This is a genomic window from Candidatus Jidaibacter acanthamoeba (assembly GCF_000815465.1).
GTDB classification, from domain to species: domain Bacteria; phylum Pseudomonadota; class Alphaproteobacteria; order Rickettsiales; family Midichloriaceae; genus Jidaibacter; species Jidaibacter acanthamoebae.
Window position 1 is genome coordinate 1 of record NZ_JSWE01000058.1, and the last position, 14,508, is coordinate 14,508.

At 36.5% G+C, this 14,508-nt stretch carries 27 protein-coding genes; all 27 read left to right on the top strand.

Translation table 11 applies throughout. The features are described 5' to 3' along the window. The first annotated feature begins 2 nt into the window (after nucleotides 1-2). Entirely contained in the window at nucleotides 3-1,178 is a 1,176-nt protein-coding gene (tuf, locus tag NF27_RS01320; RefSeq protein WP_039455024.1) for an elongation factor Tu, read from the top strand. A 17-nt stretch (nucleotides 1,179-1,195) separates the two neighbouring features. Next, nucleotides 1,196-1,519: a 30S ribosomal protein S10 gene (gene rpsJ / locus NF27_RS01325; protein WP_038540059.1), complete on the top strand. Its 324-nt coding sequence runs from the start codon at nucleotides 1,196-1,198 to the stop codon at nucleotides 1,517-1,519. Next, nucleotides 1,519-2,211, top strand: a complete 693-nt coding sequence (rplC, locus tag NF27_RS01330; RefSeq protein WP_039455030.1) for a 50S ribosomal protein L3 — start codon at nucleotides 1,519-1,521, stop codon at nucleotides 2,209-2,211. The genes rpsJ and rplC overlap by 1 nt, the downstream gene beginning before the upstream one ends. A gap of 14 nt (nucleotides 2,212-2,225) precedes the next feature. Next, nucleotides 2,226-2,843, top strand: a complete 618-nt coding sequence (gene rplD / locus NF27_RS01335) for a 50S ribosomal protein L4 (RefSeq protein ID WP_039455032.1) — start codon at nucleotides 2,226-2,228, stop codon at nucleotides 2,841-2,843. Continuing rightward, nucleotides 2,840-3,136, top strand: coding sequence for a 50S ribosomal protein L23 (gene rplW / locus NF27_RS01340; protein WP_039455035.1), 297 nt, complete (start codon nucleotides 2,840-2,842; stop codon nucleotides 3,134-3,136). Before rplD ends, rplW begins: the two co-directional genes overlap by 4 nt. A 2-nt stretch (nucleotides 3,137-3,138) precedes the next feature. Beyond that, on the top strand, nucleotides 3,139-3,957 hold the full coding sequence (gene rplB / locus NF27_RS01345; protein ID WP_039455038.1) for a 50S ribosomal protein L2: 819 nt from the start codon (nucleotides 3,139-3,141) through the stop codon (nucleotides 3,955-3,957). 14 nt (nucleotides 3,958-3,971) lie between these two features. Then, nucleotides 3,972-4,253 (top strand): 30S ribosomal protein S19, encoded by a 282-nt coding sequence (rpsS, locus tag NF27_RS01350; protein WP_038540044.1) that lies wholly within the window; start codon nucleotides 3,972-3,974, stop codon nucleotides 4,251-4,253. Nucleotides 4,254-4,258: 5 nt separating this feature from the next. Further along, nucleotides 4,259-4,633, top strand: a complete 375-nt coding sequence (gene rplV / locus NF27_RS01355) for a 50S ribosomal protein L22 (RefSeq protein WP_038540041.1) — start codon at nucleotides 4,259-4,261, stop codon at nucleotides 4,631-4,633. A 5-nt stretch (nucleotides 4,634-4,638) separates the two neighbouring features. Beyond that, a complete protein-coding gene (gene rpsC / locus NF27_RS01360; protein WP_038540038.1) occupies nucleotides 4,639-5,301 on the top strand; it encodes a 30S ribosomal protein S3 in 663 nt (220 codons plus the stop codon). Nucleotides 5,302-5,306: 5 nt separating this feature from the next. Next, nucleotides 5,307-5,726: a 50S ribosomal protein L16 gene (gene rplP, locus NF27_RS01365; RefSeq protein WP_038540035.1), complete on the top strand. Its 420-nt coding sequence runs from the start codon at nucleotides 5,307-5,309 to the stop codon at nucleotides 5,724-5,726. A gap of 1 nt (nucleotide 5,727) precedes the next feature. Beyond that, nucleotides 5,728-5,925, top strand: a complete 198-nt coding sequence (gene rpmC / locus NF27_RS01370) for a 50S ribosomal protein L29 (protein ID WP_039455042.1) — start codon at nucleotides 5,728-5,730, stop codon at nucleotides 5,923-5,925. A 19-nt stretch (nucleotides 5,926-5,944) separates the two neighbouring features. Next, nucleotides 5,945-6,187: a 30S ribosomal protein S17 gene (gene rpsQ, locus NF27_RS01375; RefSeq protein ID WP_039455046.1), complete on the top strand. Its 243-nt coding sequence runs from the start codon at nucleotides 5,945-5,947 to the stop codon at nucleotides 6,185-6,187. A gap of 20 nt (nucleotides 6,188-6,207) precedes the next feature. Further along, nucleotides 6,208-6,576: a 50S ribosomal protein L14 gene (gene rplN / locus NF27_RS01380; protein ID WP_038540026.1), complete on the top strand. Its 369-nt coding sequence runs from the start codon at nucleotides 6,208-6,210 to the stop codon at nucleotides 6,574-6,576. A 2-nt stretch (nucleotides 6,577-6,578) separates the two neighbouring features. Continuing rightward, nucleotides 6,579-6,911 carry a 50S ribosomal protein L24 gene (gene rplX, locus NF27_RS01385; RefSeq protein ID WP_039455048.1) on the top strand — a complete coding sequence of 111 codons (333 nt, stop codon included), beginning with the start codon at nucleotides 6,579-6,581 and terminating at the stop codon, nucleotides 6,909-6,911. 12 nt (nucleotides 6,912-6,923) lie between these two features. Beyond that, the gene (rplE, locus tag NF27_RS01390; RefSeq protein WP_039455050.1) at nucleotides 6,924-7,469 is read left to right on the top strand and encodes a 50S ribosomal protein L5; all 546 of its coding nucleotides are present in this window, start codon (nucleotides 6,924-6,926) and stop codon (nucleotides 7,467-7,469) included. A 16-nt stretch (nucleotides 7,470-7,485) separates the two neighbouring features. Then, nucleotides 7,486-7,791: a 30S ribosomal protein S14 gene (gene rpsN, locus NF27_RS01395; protein WP_039455053.1), complete on the top strand. Its 306-nt coding sequence runs from the start codon at nucleotides 7,486-7,488 to the stop codon at nucleotides 7,789-7,791. Nucleotides 7,792-7,814: 23 nt separating this feature from the next. Next, entirely contained in the window at nucleotides 7,815-8,213 is a 399-nt protein-coding gene (rpsH, locus tag NF27_RS01400; protein WP_038540017.1) for a 30S ribosomal protein S8, read from the top strand. 13 nt (nucleotides 8,214-8,226) lie between these two features. Further along, nucleotides 8,227-8,760, top strand: coding sequence for a 50S ribosomal protein L6 (rplF, locus tag NF27_RS01405; RefSeq protein ID WP_039455056.1), 534 nt, complete (start codon nucleotides 8,227-8,229; stop codon nucleotides 8,758-8,760). Between the two features lie 12 nt (nucleotides 8,761-8,772). Continuing rightward, nucleotides 8,773-9,132 (top strand): 50S ribosomal protein L18, encoded by a 360-nt coding sequence (gene rplR / locus NF27_RS01410; RefSeq protein ID WP_039455059.1) that lies wholly within the window; start codon nucleotides 8,773-8,775, stop codon nucleotides 9,130-9,132. A 16-nt stretch (nucleotides 9,133-9,148) separates the two neighbouring features. Then, the gene (rpsE, locus tag NF27_RS01415; protein ID WP_039455061.1) at nucleotides 9,149-9,688 is read left to right on the top strand and encodes a 30S ribosomal protein S5; all 540 of its coding nucleotides are present in this window, start codon (nucleotides 9,149-9,151) and stop codon (nucleotides 9,686-9,688) included. A gap of 131 nt (nucleotides 9,689-9,819) precedes the next feature. After that, nucleotides 9,820-10,062 carry a 50S ribosomal protein L30 gene (gene rpmD / locus NF27_RS13125; RefSeq protein ID WP_275574603.1) on the top strand — a complete coding sequence of 81 codons (243 nt, stop codon included), beginning with the start codon at nucleotides 9,820-9,822 and terminating at the stop codon, nucleotides 10,060-10,062. 22 nt (nucleotides 10,063-10,084) lie between these two features. After that, nucleotides 10,085-10,549: a 50S ribosomal protein L15 gene (gene rplO / locus NF27_RS01425; RefSeq protein ID WP_039455064.1), complete on the top strand. Its 465-nt coding sequence runs from the start codon at nucleotides 10,085-10,087 to the stop codon at nucleotides 10,547-10,549. A gap of 27 nt (nucleotides 10,550-10,576) precedes the next feature. Continuing rightward, nucleotides 10,577-11,920 carry a preprotein translocase subunit SecY gene (secY, locus tag NF27_RS01430; protein ID WP_039455066.1) on the top strand — a complete coding sequence of 448 codons (1,344 nt, stop codon included), beginning with the start codon at nucleotides 10,577-10,579 and terminating at the stop codon, nucleotides 11,918-11,920. Further along, the gene (locus NF27_RS01435) at nucleotides 11,917-12,576 is read left to right on the top strand and encodes an adenylate kinase (protein ID WP_039455069.1); all 660 of its coding nucleotides are present in this window, start codon (nucleotides 11,917-11,919) and stop codon (nucleotides 12,574-12,576) included. Before secY ends, NF27_RS01435 begins: the two co-directional genes overlap by 4 nt. Nucleotides 12,577-12,670: 94 nt before the next feature. Further along, nucleotides 12,671-13,048, top strand: a complete 378-nt coding sequence (gene rpsM, locus NF27_RS01440) for a 30S ribosomal protein S13 (protein ID WP_038539995.1) — start codon at nucleotides 12,671-12,673, stop codon at nucleotides 13,046-13,048. A 15-nt stretch (nucleotides 13,049-13,063) separates the two neighbouring features. Then, nucleotides 13,064-13,441: a 30S ribosomal protein S11 gene (gene rpsK / locus NF27_RS01445; protein ID WP_039455071.1), complete on the top strand. Its 378-nt coding sequence runs from the start codon at nucleotides 13,064-13,066 to the stop codon at nucleotides 13,439-13,441. Nucleotides 13,442-13,475: 34 nt separating this feature from the next. Then, complete coding sequence (locus NF27_RS01450) at nucleotides 13,476-14,504, top strand: DNA-directed RNA polymerase subunit alpha (protein ID WP_204367850.1); 1,029 nt, start codon at nucleotides 13,476-13,478, stop codon at nucleotides 14,502-14,504. Nucleotides 14,505-14,508: the final 4 nt, after the last annotated feature.

The following is a 14,508-nucleotide window of genomic DNA, read 5'->3' on the forward strand; positions in this document are numbered from 1 at the left end:
AGATGGCCAAACAGAAGTATGAAAGGAATAAGCCGCACGTTAACATAGGTACGATAGGGCACGTTGACCATGGGAAGACGAGTTTAACGGCAGCAATAACGAAGTTTTTTGGAAATTTTGTAAGTTACGATAATATTGACAAAGCGCCTGAAGAGAGAGAAAGAGGTATTACAATTAATACCGCGCATGTTGAGTATGAGACTGAAAGTAGGCACTATGGGCACGTAGATTGTCCTGGGCACGCTGACTATGTTAAGAACATGATTACCGGTGCTGCACAAATGGATGGAGCGATATTGGTGGTTAGTGCAGCTGACGGACCTATGCCGCAAACCAGAGAACATATATTATTAGCACGTCAGGTTGGTGTACCTGCGCTTGTAGTGTTCTTAAATAAAGTAGATATGGTAGATGATCCCGAGTTACTGGAACTGGTAGAGATGGAAGTAAGAGACTTGTTAAGCAAGTATGACTATCCTGGTGACGATATTCCGATTATCAGAGGATCTGCATTGTGTGCGCTTGACGGAAGTAACCCCGAGCTTGGCGAGAATGCGATCAGAGAGTTATTAAAGCAGGTTGATGCGTATATACCGTTACCTGAGCGTCCGGTTGACAGGCCGTTTTTAATGCCGATTGAAGATGTATTCTCTATTTCCGGAAGAGGGACTGTGGTTACCGGAAGAGTTGAGCAGGGTGTAGTTAAAGTTGGAGAAGAGATTGAAATAGTTGGTCTTAAGCCTAATGTTAAGACGACTTGTACGGGAGTTGAGATGTTCCGTAAGCTTCTTGATCAAGGACAGGCGGGTGATAACGTTGGTGTGTTGCTACGCGGTATTGGTAAAGAAGATGTAGAGAGAGGGCAGGTTTTAGCTAAGCCCGGAACTATAAAGCCGCATAAGAAGTTTAAGGCTGAAATATATGTATTGAATAAGGATGAGGGTGGAAGACATACACCGTTCTTTAGTAACTATAGACCTCAGTTTTACTTCAGGACTACTGATGTAACGGGCTCTATCGCGTTACCTGAAGGAGTGGAGATGATTATGCCGGGAGATAACACAGCTATAACGGTTGAGTTAATATCTCCGATTGCTATGGACAAGGGTCTTAAGTTTGCTATCCGTGAAGGCGGCAGAACTGTAGGTGCAGGCGTCGTAGCTGAAATAATTGAGTAAATTGGAATAGGTAAAATATGAGCCAACAAGAGATAAAACTAAAACTGAGATCATTTGATCATAGAGTTTTAGATGCAGCTGTAAAAGACATAGTCGGAACTGTAAAAAGAACAGGAGCTACAATCAAAGGACCTATTCCTTTGCCAAAAAAAATTGAGAGATTCACTGTAAACAGATCTACACATGTTGATAAAGAATCCAGAGAGCAGTTCGAAATTAGAAATCATACAAGATTAATGATTATTGAGCTTACTACTCCTCAAACGGTTGATGCCTTATCAAAGTTAGATTTAGCATCAGGTGTGGATGTTGAAATTAAATTGATTGGAGATGAGCAGTAATGGAAACCGTTAGAAGGACTGGTTTAATTGCGACCAAAATCGGTATGACTCAAATTTTTGATGCAACCGGAGAAGCTATACCTGTAACGTTAATGCACGTTGATTCTAATTTTGTGTTAGGCAATAAAGAAAAAAACAAAGACGGCTATGATGCGGTGATTTTAGGGTATGGGAAAGCAAAGCCTAATAGAGTATCAAAGCCTGTTAAAGGTCAATGCAGCAAAGTTAAAGTTGAGCCTGTTAAACATATTAGAGAATTTAGAGTTTCCGGTGGAGCTCAGCTTGAAGTCGGTAAACAAGTAATTGTATCCCACTTTGTGCTAGGGCAATTAGTTGATGTGAAAGGAACCAGTATCGGTAAAGGCTTTGCGGGAGCTATGAAACGCCATAATTTCGGTGGGCTTGAGGCTTCTCATGGTGTGTCGGTTAGCCATAGATCGCATGGTTCGACCGGGCAAAGACAAGATCCGGGAAAAGTCTTTAAGAATAAAAAAATGGCCGGCCATTTAGGAGATGAAAGAGTTACGATTCAAAACTTAGAAATCATTGATATTAATTCAGAAATGAATATAATAGCACTCCGTGGTGCAGTGCCAGGAAATAAAGGAAGCATAGTGTACATTGTTGATGCGATTAAAAAAGCAGTCCCGGTGAGCGCTAATTTCCCAGCAGCTTATGCAGAAAGTAATTAAACTAAGTGATAGTTATGAAATTAGATATAATAAATTTGAATAACGATATAACCGGGCAAATAGATCTTCATCCGGAAATCTTTGGTCTTGAGCCGCAAGAGGATATTTTATATAAAATTATCCATTGGCAATTAGCTAAGAGAAGAGCAGGTACGCATCAAGTCAAGGAAAGAGGGGATGTAAGAGGTTCTACCAGGAAGATTTATAAGCAAAAAGGTACCGGTAAAGCTCGACATGGGGCAATCAGAGGTGCTCAATTTAGAGGCGGTGGAATTATATTCGGTCCGCACTTTAGATCGCATGAGTATAAGATTAACAAAAAAGTTAGAAAATTAGGATTGAAGTTTGCTTTATCAAGTAAATTAAAAGAAGTTCATTTAACTATAATGGATGAATTTAATTTAAGCTCTCATAAAACTGCTGATTTAAAGCAAAAGCTAGGCAACTTTAATGCTAAGTCAATTTTAATAATTGATAACAATATTAACGAGAATGTGAAGAAATCTTGTGCTAATATACATACAATAAACGTTTTGCCTGTAGCAGGTATAAATGTATATGATATTATAAGGCATGAAAAGCTTATAATAACTGTTGATGCATTAAATGCGATTAAAGAGAGGTTAGCATGATTCAAGAGTATTTATACGATGTATTGATTTGTCCGTTATATACCGAGAAAAGTACAATACATGCCGAGCAATCAAAATCCAGCTTCAAAATAAGTGGTAATGCAACTAAAGCTCAGGTTAAAAATGCAGTAGAAAAGATTTTTAATGCAAAAGTTTTAAAAGTTAATGTTATTAATTGCAAAGGTAAGAAAAAGGTTTTTAAGGGTGTTAAAGGAAAAAGATCCGATTATAAAAAAGCTATTGTTACTTTAGAGAAAGGTAAAACTATAGATTTTGCAGGGGGGGCTAAGTAAAGATGGCACTTAAAAAGTATAACCCGGTTACGCCTGGTACCAGACAGTTAGTATTAGTTGATAAATCATCGTTATGGAAAGGTGATCCGGTTAAATCTTTAGTTAAAGGTAAAACCAAAAACGGTGGAAGGAATAACACCGGTAGAACTACTGCTTGGAGAAAGAGTGGTGGTCATAAGCAAAGATATAGATTCGTCGATTTTACAAGAAATAAAAAAGATGATCAATTTGCTACTGTCGAAAGGCTTGAGTATGATCCTAATAGGACGGCGTTCATAGCTTTGATTAAGTATGAAGACGGTGAATTATCTTATATCTTGGCTCCGCAAAAGCTGAGTATTGGTGATAAAGTTGTTTCCGGAAGTAATTCCGATATTAAAATAGGAAATTCTTTACCTTTGAAAAATATACCGGTAGGTACTATTGTTCATAATGTTGAAATGAAGCCCGGTAAAGGCGGGCAGCTTGCTAGAGCGGCTGGAAGTTATGTCCAGCTGGTCGGTAAAGATGGAGGTTATGCTCAATTGAAATTAAGATCGGGTGAGTTAAGAATAGTAGAATCAACTTGTAGAGCTACAATTGGTGCTGTTTCTAACCCTGATAATCAAAATATTTCTATTGGTAAAGCCGGAAGAAACCGTTGGCTTGGAGTTAAGCCATCAGTTAGAGGTATTGCGATGAACCCGGTAGATCATCCGCATGGTGGTAGAACAAATGGTGGAAGACACCCTGCTACGCCTTGGGGTAAACCTACAAAAGGTAAGTTGACAAGGAGTAATAAACGTACCTCTAAGTTTATCATTAGAAAGAGAGATAACTAATCAAAGGAACGAATATGGGAAGAAGATCTGTGTGGAAAGGGCCATTTATTGATAGTCATTTACTTAAAGCGGTTGAAAAAGTAGTTGCTTCAGGTAAAAATAATGTTATTAAAACTTGGTCGAGGCGGTCGACTATTTTGCCTAATTTTGTGGGCTTGACATTTGCTGTATATAACGGTAAAAAGTTCATTCCTGTTCTAGTGACTGAGCAAATAGTAGGTAAAAAATTGGGCGAGTTTGCTCCTACCAGGACATTTATGGGGCATGGTGCTAACAGAAAGGCAAATAGAGCGTAAATAAGATGACAGTAGTAACTAGAAGAAGACATTTGGATCAAAGTAAAACTGCTTATGCTAAAGCTGCGGCTCTTAAGACAAGTCCGCAGAAGTTAGGCTTGGTAGTCGATTTGATTAAAGGTATGGATATAAATCAGGCATTCATGCAATTGCAATTCAGCAAGAAACGTATAGCTAGAGAAGTTAGTAAAGTTCTCAATTCTGCTGTTTCTAATGCTGAGAACAATCATAATTTAGATATTGACAGACTGTTTGTATCTGAAGTTTTGGTTGGGAAAGCTTTTACTCTTAAAAGATTTCACGCAAGAGCCAGAGGAAGAGCAGGAAAGATTTTTAAGCCTTTTAGTAAAATGACAATTTTTGTATCAGAGAGAGGTTAATTAGTATGGGACAGAAAGTTAACCCATTAGGTTTACGTTTAGGTATTATTAGAACATGGGATTCTTTATGGTATGCCAAGAAGGACTATGCTGATAAGTTACTTCAGGATTTAAAGATAAAAGAGCAAGTTGAAAAAAACTTAGCTCATGCAGGCGTTTGTAATGTTAAAATCGAGCGTCCTGCTAATAAGACAAGAGTGATAATTTATGCTTCCAGGCTTGCCGTAATTATCGGCAATAAAGGCTCGGGTATTGAGAAGATTAAGAAAGATATTGAGAAGATTACCAATAATGAAGTTTCTATCAATGTTGTTGAAGAAAGAAAGCCGGAAACTAATGCGATTCTCATAGCTCAATCAATTGCGCAACAGTTAGTGAAGCGCGCTGCATTTAGAAAAGTTGCTAAAAGAGCAGTTCAAACTGCGATGAGAATGGGCGCTAAGGGTATCAGGGTTAATGTATCAGGAAGGTTAGGCGGAGCAGAGATTGCAAGAACCGAGTGGTACAGAGAAGGAAGGGTGCCATTACATACTTTAAGAGCTGATGTAGACTATGGTATAGCAAGAGCTAATACTACTTATGGTGTTATTGGTATAAAGGTATGGGTATACAAAGGCGATAAAATCGAAAAGCAGAAAGAAGAAAGAAATACTAATACAGCAGGTTGATTTTTATGTTGGTTCCTAAGAAAACAAAATATAGAAAAGCATTTAAAGGTAGAATCCATGGTGCTGCTAAAGGCGGTACCGAGTTAAACTTCGGTATTTTTGGCCTAAAAGCTTTGGAGCCTGAAAGAATTACAGCAAGGCAAATTGAAGCTGCTAGAAAGGCAATAACCAGGCACTTAAAAAGAGTCGGTAAACTTTGGATAAGAGTGTTTCCGGATATTCCTGTATCAAAAAAGCCAGCTGAAGTAAGGATGGGTAGCGGTAAAGGTGCAGTGGAATTTTATGCTGCTCGTGTTAAACCCGGTAGAATTATGTTTGAGCTTGATGGTGTAAATGAAGAGTTAGCAAGAGGAGCCTTTGAAAGAGCTTCTGCTAAGCTACCTATTAAGACAAAGTTTATTAAGCGACTTGGCGAGGAAAGTTAATATGAAAATGTCTGAAATAATTGCAAAAACTGATAAAGAAATCTTAATTGATATTCAGAGTCTAAAAAGAGAGTCGATGAATTTAAAGTTTCATAAAGCAACCGGTGAGCTTACTAACCCCTCGAGATTTAAAGTTGTGCGCAAACTAATTGCCAGATATAAAACTATAATAACTCAAAGAAAAAATACTGCTAATTAAGTGATTGGAGCAAATAAGAATGCCTAGAAAAGTATTAGAAGGATTGGTTGTAAGTGATAAAACGGATAAAACTATATCTGTTTTGGTAGAGAAAACTTATAGGCATCCCCTTTACCACAAAATTTTTAAGAAAAGCAAAAAATATGCTGTGCATGATCCTGAAAATTCATGCGCCGTCGGTGACCGTGTTGAGATTGTTGAAAGTAAACCAATTTCTAAAACTAAAAGATGGCACCTTGTAAAAAAAATAGATGCTAGATAGATTTTAGTTAGGAGAAGATTATGATTCAGATGAAAACTAACCTGGAAGTTGCTGATAATTCAGGTGCCCGTAAGGTTCAATGTATTAAAGTTATAGGTGGAACCCATAACAACACCGCAAGAGTAGGTGACGTTATAGTTATTTCTGTTAAAGATGCTATGCCTAAAGGTAAAGTGAAAAAAGGTGATGTGCACAGAGCAGTAGTAGTTAGAACCAGAAAAGAAATTAAGCGCGTTGACGGCAGTGTTATTAAGTTTGATACTAATGCCGCAGTGTTACTAAATAAGCAGCACGAACCAATAGGAACTCGTGTTTTTGGTCCTGTTCCGAGAGAACTAAGGTCTAAAAATTTTATGAGAATAATTTCTTTAGCTCCTGAGGTATTATAATTATGGCGTTAAAATTAAAAATGAGAAAAGGTGATAAGGTAATTATTATCACCGGAAAAGATAAAGGGAAAAAAGGCGAAGTTATAAAAGTATTACCTACTGATAATAAAGTTGTCGTTTCAGGGTTGAATATTGCTCACAAGCATGTTAAGCCATCGAAAACAAATCCTCAGGGTGGAATTATTCCTAAAGAAATGCCTTTAAACATTTCTAATGTTGCACATGTTGATCCAAAGACAGATATGCCAACTAAAGTAGGATTTAAGTTTTTGGCTGACGGCAAAAAAATTAGGTATGCCAAGCGCTCCGGTGAAGTAATTGATAATTTGAAATAATTTGGTATAGCTATGTACAAGAGTAGATTGCAAGAAAATTATGAGAAACAAGGACGTAAAGTTCTACAGGAAAAATTTGGGTATCATAACCCGATGGAAGTTCCGCGTATAATTAAAGTTGTTGTAAGTATGGGACTTAAAGATGCTGTGCAGGATTCTAAGATACCTGATCAGGCAGCGGCAGAATTAATGTTGATTACCGGGCAAAAACCCATTATAAGAAAAGCGAAAAAATCAATTGCTACATTTAAACTTAGGGAAGGTATGCCGATAGGCTGCAAAGTTACTTTAAGAAGACATATGATGTATGAATTTGTTGATAGGCTGGTAAATATTGCTCTACCTAGAGTAAAAGATTTTAGAGGTTTAGATGCAGGGCAATTTGACGGAAGAGGTAATTATTCATTAGGTCTAAAAGAGCAGATTGTATTCCCGGAAATCAATTATGATAAAATTGATAAGATTCGTGGAATGAATATTGCGATTATAACAACAGCTAAAACAAATGAAGAAGCAAAAGTTTTATTAGAAACATTTGATTTCCCATTTACAAAATAAGCGTTTAAAGGTATTTATGGCAAAGCTAAGTTCAATACAGAAAAATTTAAAAAGAATGAAAATGGCAAAAAGAGATGCTTCTAAGCGTCAGGCATTAAAAGCCATTGTTATGGATAAATCTCTTCCTATTGCTGAGAGATTTGAAGCTACCCTTAAATTTGCTAAATTGCAAAGGAACGGAGCTCCGACTAGAATCAGAAATAGATGTGAGCTGACAGGAAGATCGAGAGGTTATTATCGTAAATTTAAACTTTCTCGAATTTGTATTAGAGCCTTAGCAAATGAAGGCAAGCTTCCCGGCGTTGTTAAAGCTAGTTGGTAATTTTTATATAGGTATGGTTTGATATGGCATTAACGGATTTATTAGCAGATGCATTAACTAGGATAAGAAACGGGCAATTAGCAAAGCATGCATTTGCAACGGTTCCGTCATCTAAGCTTGTTAAAGATGTTTTAGAAGTGTTGAAAGATGAGGGTTATATTCTTGGTTATGAAGAGTTTGAACAGAAAAAAGGAATCAATTTAATTAAAATTGATCTTAAGTATTACCAAGGTCAGCCTGTAATAAATAAAATTGTAAAAGTTTCTACGCCCGGAAGAAGAATATATACTCAAATTAAAAAGATGAAGAAATATTTCGGCGGTTTAGGGATTTGTATTGTTTCAACTCCTAAAGGTGTTATGTCTGATGATAAAGCAAGAAAACACCATGTTGGTGGTGAAATTCTTTGTAATGTGTTTTAGTTAAGGATTATTTATGTCTAGAGTAGGTAAATTACCAGTAACTATCCCAGGTAGTGTAAAAGTTAACTTAGATCATTTGACGCTTGATGTTAGTGGTCCTAAGGGAAGTTTGAAAAGAACTTTTGCTCCTGAGGTTAGTATTAAGTATAGTGAGAATCAAGTCCAGGTAGCTCCGATTGAAGATACTTCCAGAGCTAGAGCTATGTGGGGCTTAACACAAAGACTTATATCTAATATGGTAAAAGGGGTTTCTGAGGGATTTACTCGAAAACTTGAAATTAGTGGTGTCGGTTTTAAAGCATCGTTTTCTGATAGTGTGTTAGTTCTTTCGCTTGGATTCAGTCACGATATAATTTATGCAATACCAAAAAATATCGCAGTAGTATGTGAAAAACCTACCCTGATATCGATTTCAGGTTGTGATAAAGAGTTGGTAGGTAAAATTGCGTCGGAAATCAGATCGCTTAAGAAGCCTGAGCCTTATAAAGGTAAGGGTATTAAGTATGAAAATGAGAAGATAAGACGCAAAGAAGGTAAGAAGAAGTAATAGGGCGGTAAAATGTTAAAAGGTAAAAAAAGTTTAGATAAAAGAAAAAGCAGGGTAAGATTTGCTCTTAAAAAAAGAGCGAATTGTAAGCTTAGGCTTTCTGTTTTCAGATCAAATAATCATATATATGCACAAATTATAGATGATATTAATGGTGTAACCTTAACTGCAGCATCTACTAAAGATAAAGAGTTTAAAGGTAAAAAAATGCGGGTAACTAAAGAGTCAGCTGCGGAAGTCGGGAAATTAATTGCAACTAGAGCAGTTGATAAAAATATTTCTACAGTGGTTTTTGATCGCGGATGCTACCTATTTCAAGGAAGAATAAAAGCACTTGCTGACGCAGCAAGAGAAGGCGGATTGAAGTTTTAACAAAGGATTATAAACTATGTTAGTAAGAGCAGAAACAAGTAACCAAGAATTAAGTGATAAACTAGTATATGTCGGCAGATGTGCAAAAGTTGTTAAAGGCGGTAGAAGATTCAGCTTTGCAGCGATTGTAGTTACCGGCGACGGAAAAGGTAAAGTTGGGCTTGGGCTTGGGAAAGCAACTGAAGTTATGGATGCAAAAGAAAAAGCTGTTAAAGTAGCTAGAAAAAATATGGTTAAAATACCCCTTAGAGACGGTAGAACTCTTCATCATGATATTACGGCAACTTTTTGCTCAGGTAATATCGTAATGAGGTCGGCTCCTGCAGGTACGGGAATAATTGCTGGTGGGCCGGTAAGGGCGTTATTAGAGGTATTAGGGATTAAAGATGTTGTTGCTAAGTCTGTTGGAACTACAAACCCGCATAATATGATTAAAGCAGCTTTAAAAGCACTTACAGAGATTAAATCTCCAAGATTTATTGCAGAAAAAAGAAGTAAGAAGATCGGGGAAATAGTTAGTAGAAGAGATAGACAACAAAAAGATACACAAGAATAACTTTGTAAAAAGGTCTTATAATGGTTACAGAAAATAATACAGAAGTGAAAGCTAAGGCTTCAAAAAAAAATAATACAAAAGAAAGTGCTTCTAAAACCGCTAAAGTGACAGCTGTAAAGCAAGATACTTCACTGAGCGCAGCTGTAAAGCAAAATGCTCCAGATAAAGAAGTAAAAGCTAAAAATAATAAAACTTTAGTTAAGAGTACAGTTAAAGTTAAGCAAATTGCAAGCGGTGCAGGAAGGCTGAAAAAGCAAATCGCCACCTTAAAAGGCTTGGGGCTTAATAAAATCAATCGTGAAGTAGAATTAGAAGATACGGTTGCAGTTAGAGGTATGATCAATAAAGTTAAGCATTTAATTAAAGTAATTTGATTGGAATTTAAAGGTAAGAGTCATGTTGAATCAGTTAAGAGATAGTAGCGGTGCAAGAAGAAAAAGTAAAAGACTTGGCAGAGGAATAGGCTCAGGTAAAGGTAAAACTTGTGCACGCGGCGGCAAAGGCCAAACTGCGAGAAGTGGTGTAGCACTGGCCGGGTTTGAAGGTGGTCAAATGCCTTTATACAGAAGGCTGCCGAAAAGAGGATTTAATAGTTTGCATGATAAGTATTTTGCAGTCAACTTTGATGATTTAGAAAAGTTAGTAGAAAAAAATGCTATTGACCCGAATAATGTTACACTTGATGCACTTAGAAAAGCAGGTCTTGTGAAAGGTAAGTCATCATTAAAAGTTAAATTACTCGGGGATGGTGAACTTAAAAATAAATTTAATATTGAAGTTGATGCAGTATCTAAATCTGCTGAAGAAATTCTAACTAAAGCTGGTGGTAAGGTAGTTTTAGTATCAAAAAATAAAAAGTAAATATACTAATTTTTTTATAGATACAATATGTCCTCATTATCTACTAAGCTTGGCGGAAATGTAAGTTTAAATAATTTTACAAAGGCAGCAGAGCTAAAAAAAAGAATATTTTTTGTTTTTCTTATTTTAGTTATTTATAGGATAGGAAGCTATATACCGCTTCCTGGTATCGATCCTCTTGCATTAAGTGAGCTGGTTGATTCACAGTCAGGTGGATTATTAGGCATGTTTAATATGTTTACTGGCGGTGCTGTTGGTAGGCTCTCAATATTCACTCTAAATATTATGCCTTATATAACTGCATCAATTATTATGCAATTGATGACGGTAATTTCGAGTGAAATCGGTGCACTTAAAAAAGAAGGTGAATCAGGAAGGAAAAAAATTGCTCAATATACGCGATATTTGACTGTATGCCTTGCATTGTTTCAAGGATACGGAATTGCAATAGGTATTGAGAAGATGACTACTTCATATGGTTCAGTGGTATTATTTCCGGGTTATTTCTTCAGAGTAGTTGCTATGTTTAGCTTGGTTGGAGGTACATTATTTGTAATGTGGCTTAGCGAGCAGATTACAGTAAAAGGAATCGGTAACGGAAGCTCCTTAATAATATTTACAGGAATTGTTTCCGGCCTTCCTACTGCAATAGCTGCATTTTTTGAAATGGGCAGAACCGGTGCTTTATCAACATTTGTTATTTTGTTAATAATCGGATTAGTTTTCGGCTTAATCTTTCTTATTGTCTTAATGGAAAAAGCCCAAAGAAGGATCTTAGTGCAATATCCGAAAAGGCAGGTAGGTAATAAAGTTTATGGCGGGGAGTCCAGTCACTTGCCTTTAAAAATTAATACTTCGGGAGTAATACCTCCGATATTTGCAAGCTCTTTACTGTTGTTTCCGGCTACTATTGCAGGGTTCTCTCAATCAATGGAGGTTGGCGGCTGGAGGCAATTTATTGCTGAAAACTTCTCACATGGTAAGCCTATCTACATAGTGCTTAATATATTGCTTATAGTTTTCTTTAGCTTTTTTTACACCTCAATAGTATTTAACCCGGACGAAACTGCAGAAAATCTAAGAAAAAACGGCGGTATAGTTTTAGGCAGAAGACCGGGCAAAAATACAGCTGAATATTTTGATTATATTTTAACAAGACTTACAGTAATCGGAGCAACTTACATATGTGCCGTATGTATAATACCAGAAATCTTAATCTCTAAATACTCTATACCGTTTTATCTCGGCGGGACTAGTTTGCTGATTGTAGTGAATGTTGTAATAGATATATTTTCGCAAATACAAACACATTTGCTTACAAAGCAATATGAAGGACTTATAAAAAAATCTAAGCTCCGAGGAGTTAAATGAGGATAATATTTTTAGGTGCCCCAGGGGCTGGTAAAGGTACACAAGCTCAAATATTTGCTTCGATGTATAATATACCTAAGCTTTCTACCGGGGATATGCTTAGAGAGTCTACCAAGTCCGGTTCTGAGATCGGGAAAATTGTCGATAGTATCATGAGCTCCGGTAATCTGGTTTCCGATGATATAATGATTAAAATTATTGAAGAACGGTTACAGAAACTCGATTGCAGTAAAGGATTTATATTAGACGGATTTCCACGTACTATCCCCCAAGCGGAGGCTTTAGATGCGCTGCTTGCAAATTTAAAATTTAATAACACGATTATACTTTTTTTAGACGCGGATACCGAGGAATTAACTAAAAGGATCAGCGGCAGGTTTAACTGTGCTAATTGTGGAGCCGGGTATCATAAATTATCTAATCCTCCGAAAAAGGAAGGTATATGCGATAATTGCGGAGCGAAAGAGTTTACTTTCCGTAAGGATGATAATGAAGAATCAGTAAAAAGAAGGTTGCAAGTTTATAATGAGCAAACTTCTCCATTGATCGGTTATTATGATGAGCAAAAGAGATTAAAAAGAATTAATGCTATGGATTCAATTGAAAATATAACAGCTTCAATTGAAAAGGTGCTTAGTTCTACTAAATTTGGATGATAAGAAGAATAAACAACTATTGACTTGCATGCAAAATTGGTTATTATTCACGATCACTCATATGATAAAAAGTACTAAATTAATGAGGTTATAGGTGGCGCGTATCGCAGGTATTAACATCCCGGCAAATAAAAAAGTTGAAATTAGTTTGACTTATATTTATGGGATCGGAAGAAAGAAATCAGTTGAAATTTGCCAAAAAGCAGGGGTGGATTTTACTAAAAAGGTTAATAATCTCAGCGAAGATGAGGTTATTAAATTAAGAGAAGTTATAGATGCCGGTTATAAAGTAGAAGGTGATTTACGCCGCGAAGTTTCTATGAATATAAAAAACCTTATGGATACTAAATGCTATAGGGGGTTAAGGCATATGAAAAAATTACCGGTTAGGGGGCAACGTACTCATACCAATGCTCGTACCAGAAAAGGTAAGGCTGTAGCAATTGCGGGCAAAAAAAAGGTAACTAAATAATAAGTAGGCATTTAGATGGCGATAAAACCAGTGAAGAAAAAAAGAGCAGTAGTAGTAGGCGTAGTACACATCGCAGCTACATTTAATAATACAACCGTAACCATCTCTGATATGCAGGGTGATGTTTTTGCATCTTCTTCTGCCGGAGCAAATGGATTTAAAGGTTCCAGAAAATCAACTCCGTATGCAGCTCAAATTACAGCTGAAAAAGCAGCTCAAAAAGCTATGGAATGCGGATTAAAAACTGTTTCCGTGAAAATTAAAGGCCCGGGTACGGGACGGGAATCAGCTGTTAGGGCTTTGACAAGTGCAGGCTTAACCGTAACTTCAATTAAGGATGTTACGCCTGTTCCGCATAACGGTTGCAGACCACCGAAAAGAAGAAGAGTATAAAGTGTTTTATTAATAACATAAATAAAGGAATACAATGGCAGAGGGAGCAAAGAACATCATTTCAGGCAATTGGACATCTTTAATTAAACCTACGCAGTACTTTTTGGAAAGTATTTCAAATAATACTGCAGTGTTTAAGGTGGAGCCTCTTGAGAGAGGGTTTGGTGTTACTCTTGGCAATGCAATTAGAAGAATTTTACTATCTTCTCTTCAGGGAGCAGCAATAATTTCTGTTAAGGTTGAAGGTGTTGACCACGAATTTTCAAGCGTTCCAGGTGTTAGAGAAGATGTTACCGACATGATTTTAAATATAAAATCAATTGTTGTTAAGTATGGCGGTAATGAAAGAAAAAGAATGAGATTATCTGCGGTTGGTCCTTGTGTAGTTACGGCGGCAATGATCCAAACTGTTGATGATATGGAAATTATTAATAAAGATTTAGTAATTTGCCATCTTGATAGAGATGCTAAGCTTGATATGGAATTCAGCGTCGGTACAGGAAAAGGATATATAACTGCAAGTGAAAATAGATATACGGAAATGCCGATCGGCGTTATTCCCGTCGACTCAATATTTTCACCGGTTAAGAAAGTAACTTTCAAGGTAGAAAACAGCCGCGTAGGTTCCGAGACTGAATATGATAAACTATTTCTTACTATTGAAACTAACGGTTCGATAACTCCTGATCTAGCTTTATCGCTTGCTGCAAAAATTCTTCAAGATCAATTACAAATTTTTGTTAATTTTGATGAAGTTGAAGAAGCAATTGAAGTTGAAGAAGAAAAATTGCCGTTTGACCCTCAACTACTTAAGAAAGTTGATGATCTTGAGCTTTCGGTAAGATCGCATAATTGCCTTAAAAATGATAATATTCGTTATATCGGTGATCTTGTAGTTAAAACTGAAAGTGAAATGCTTAAGACCCCTAATTTCGGCCGTAAGTCATTAAATGAAATTAAAGAAGTCTTATCTGCAATGGGGCTGAAGTTTGGTATGGATATAGTTGGCTGGCCTCCTGAAAATGTTGAAGAGCTAGTTAGAAAATATGAAGAGCAAAATTAATATA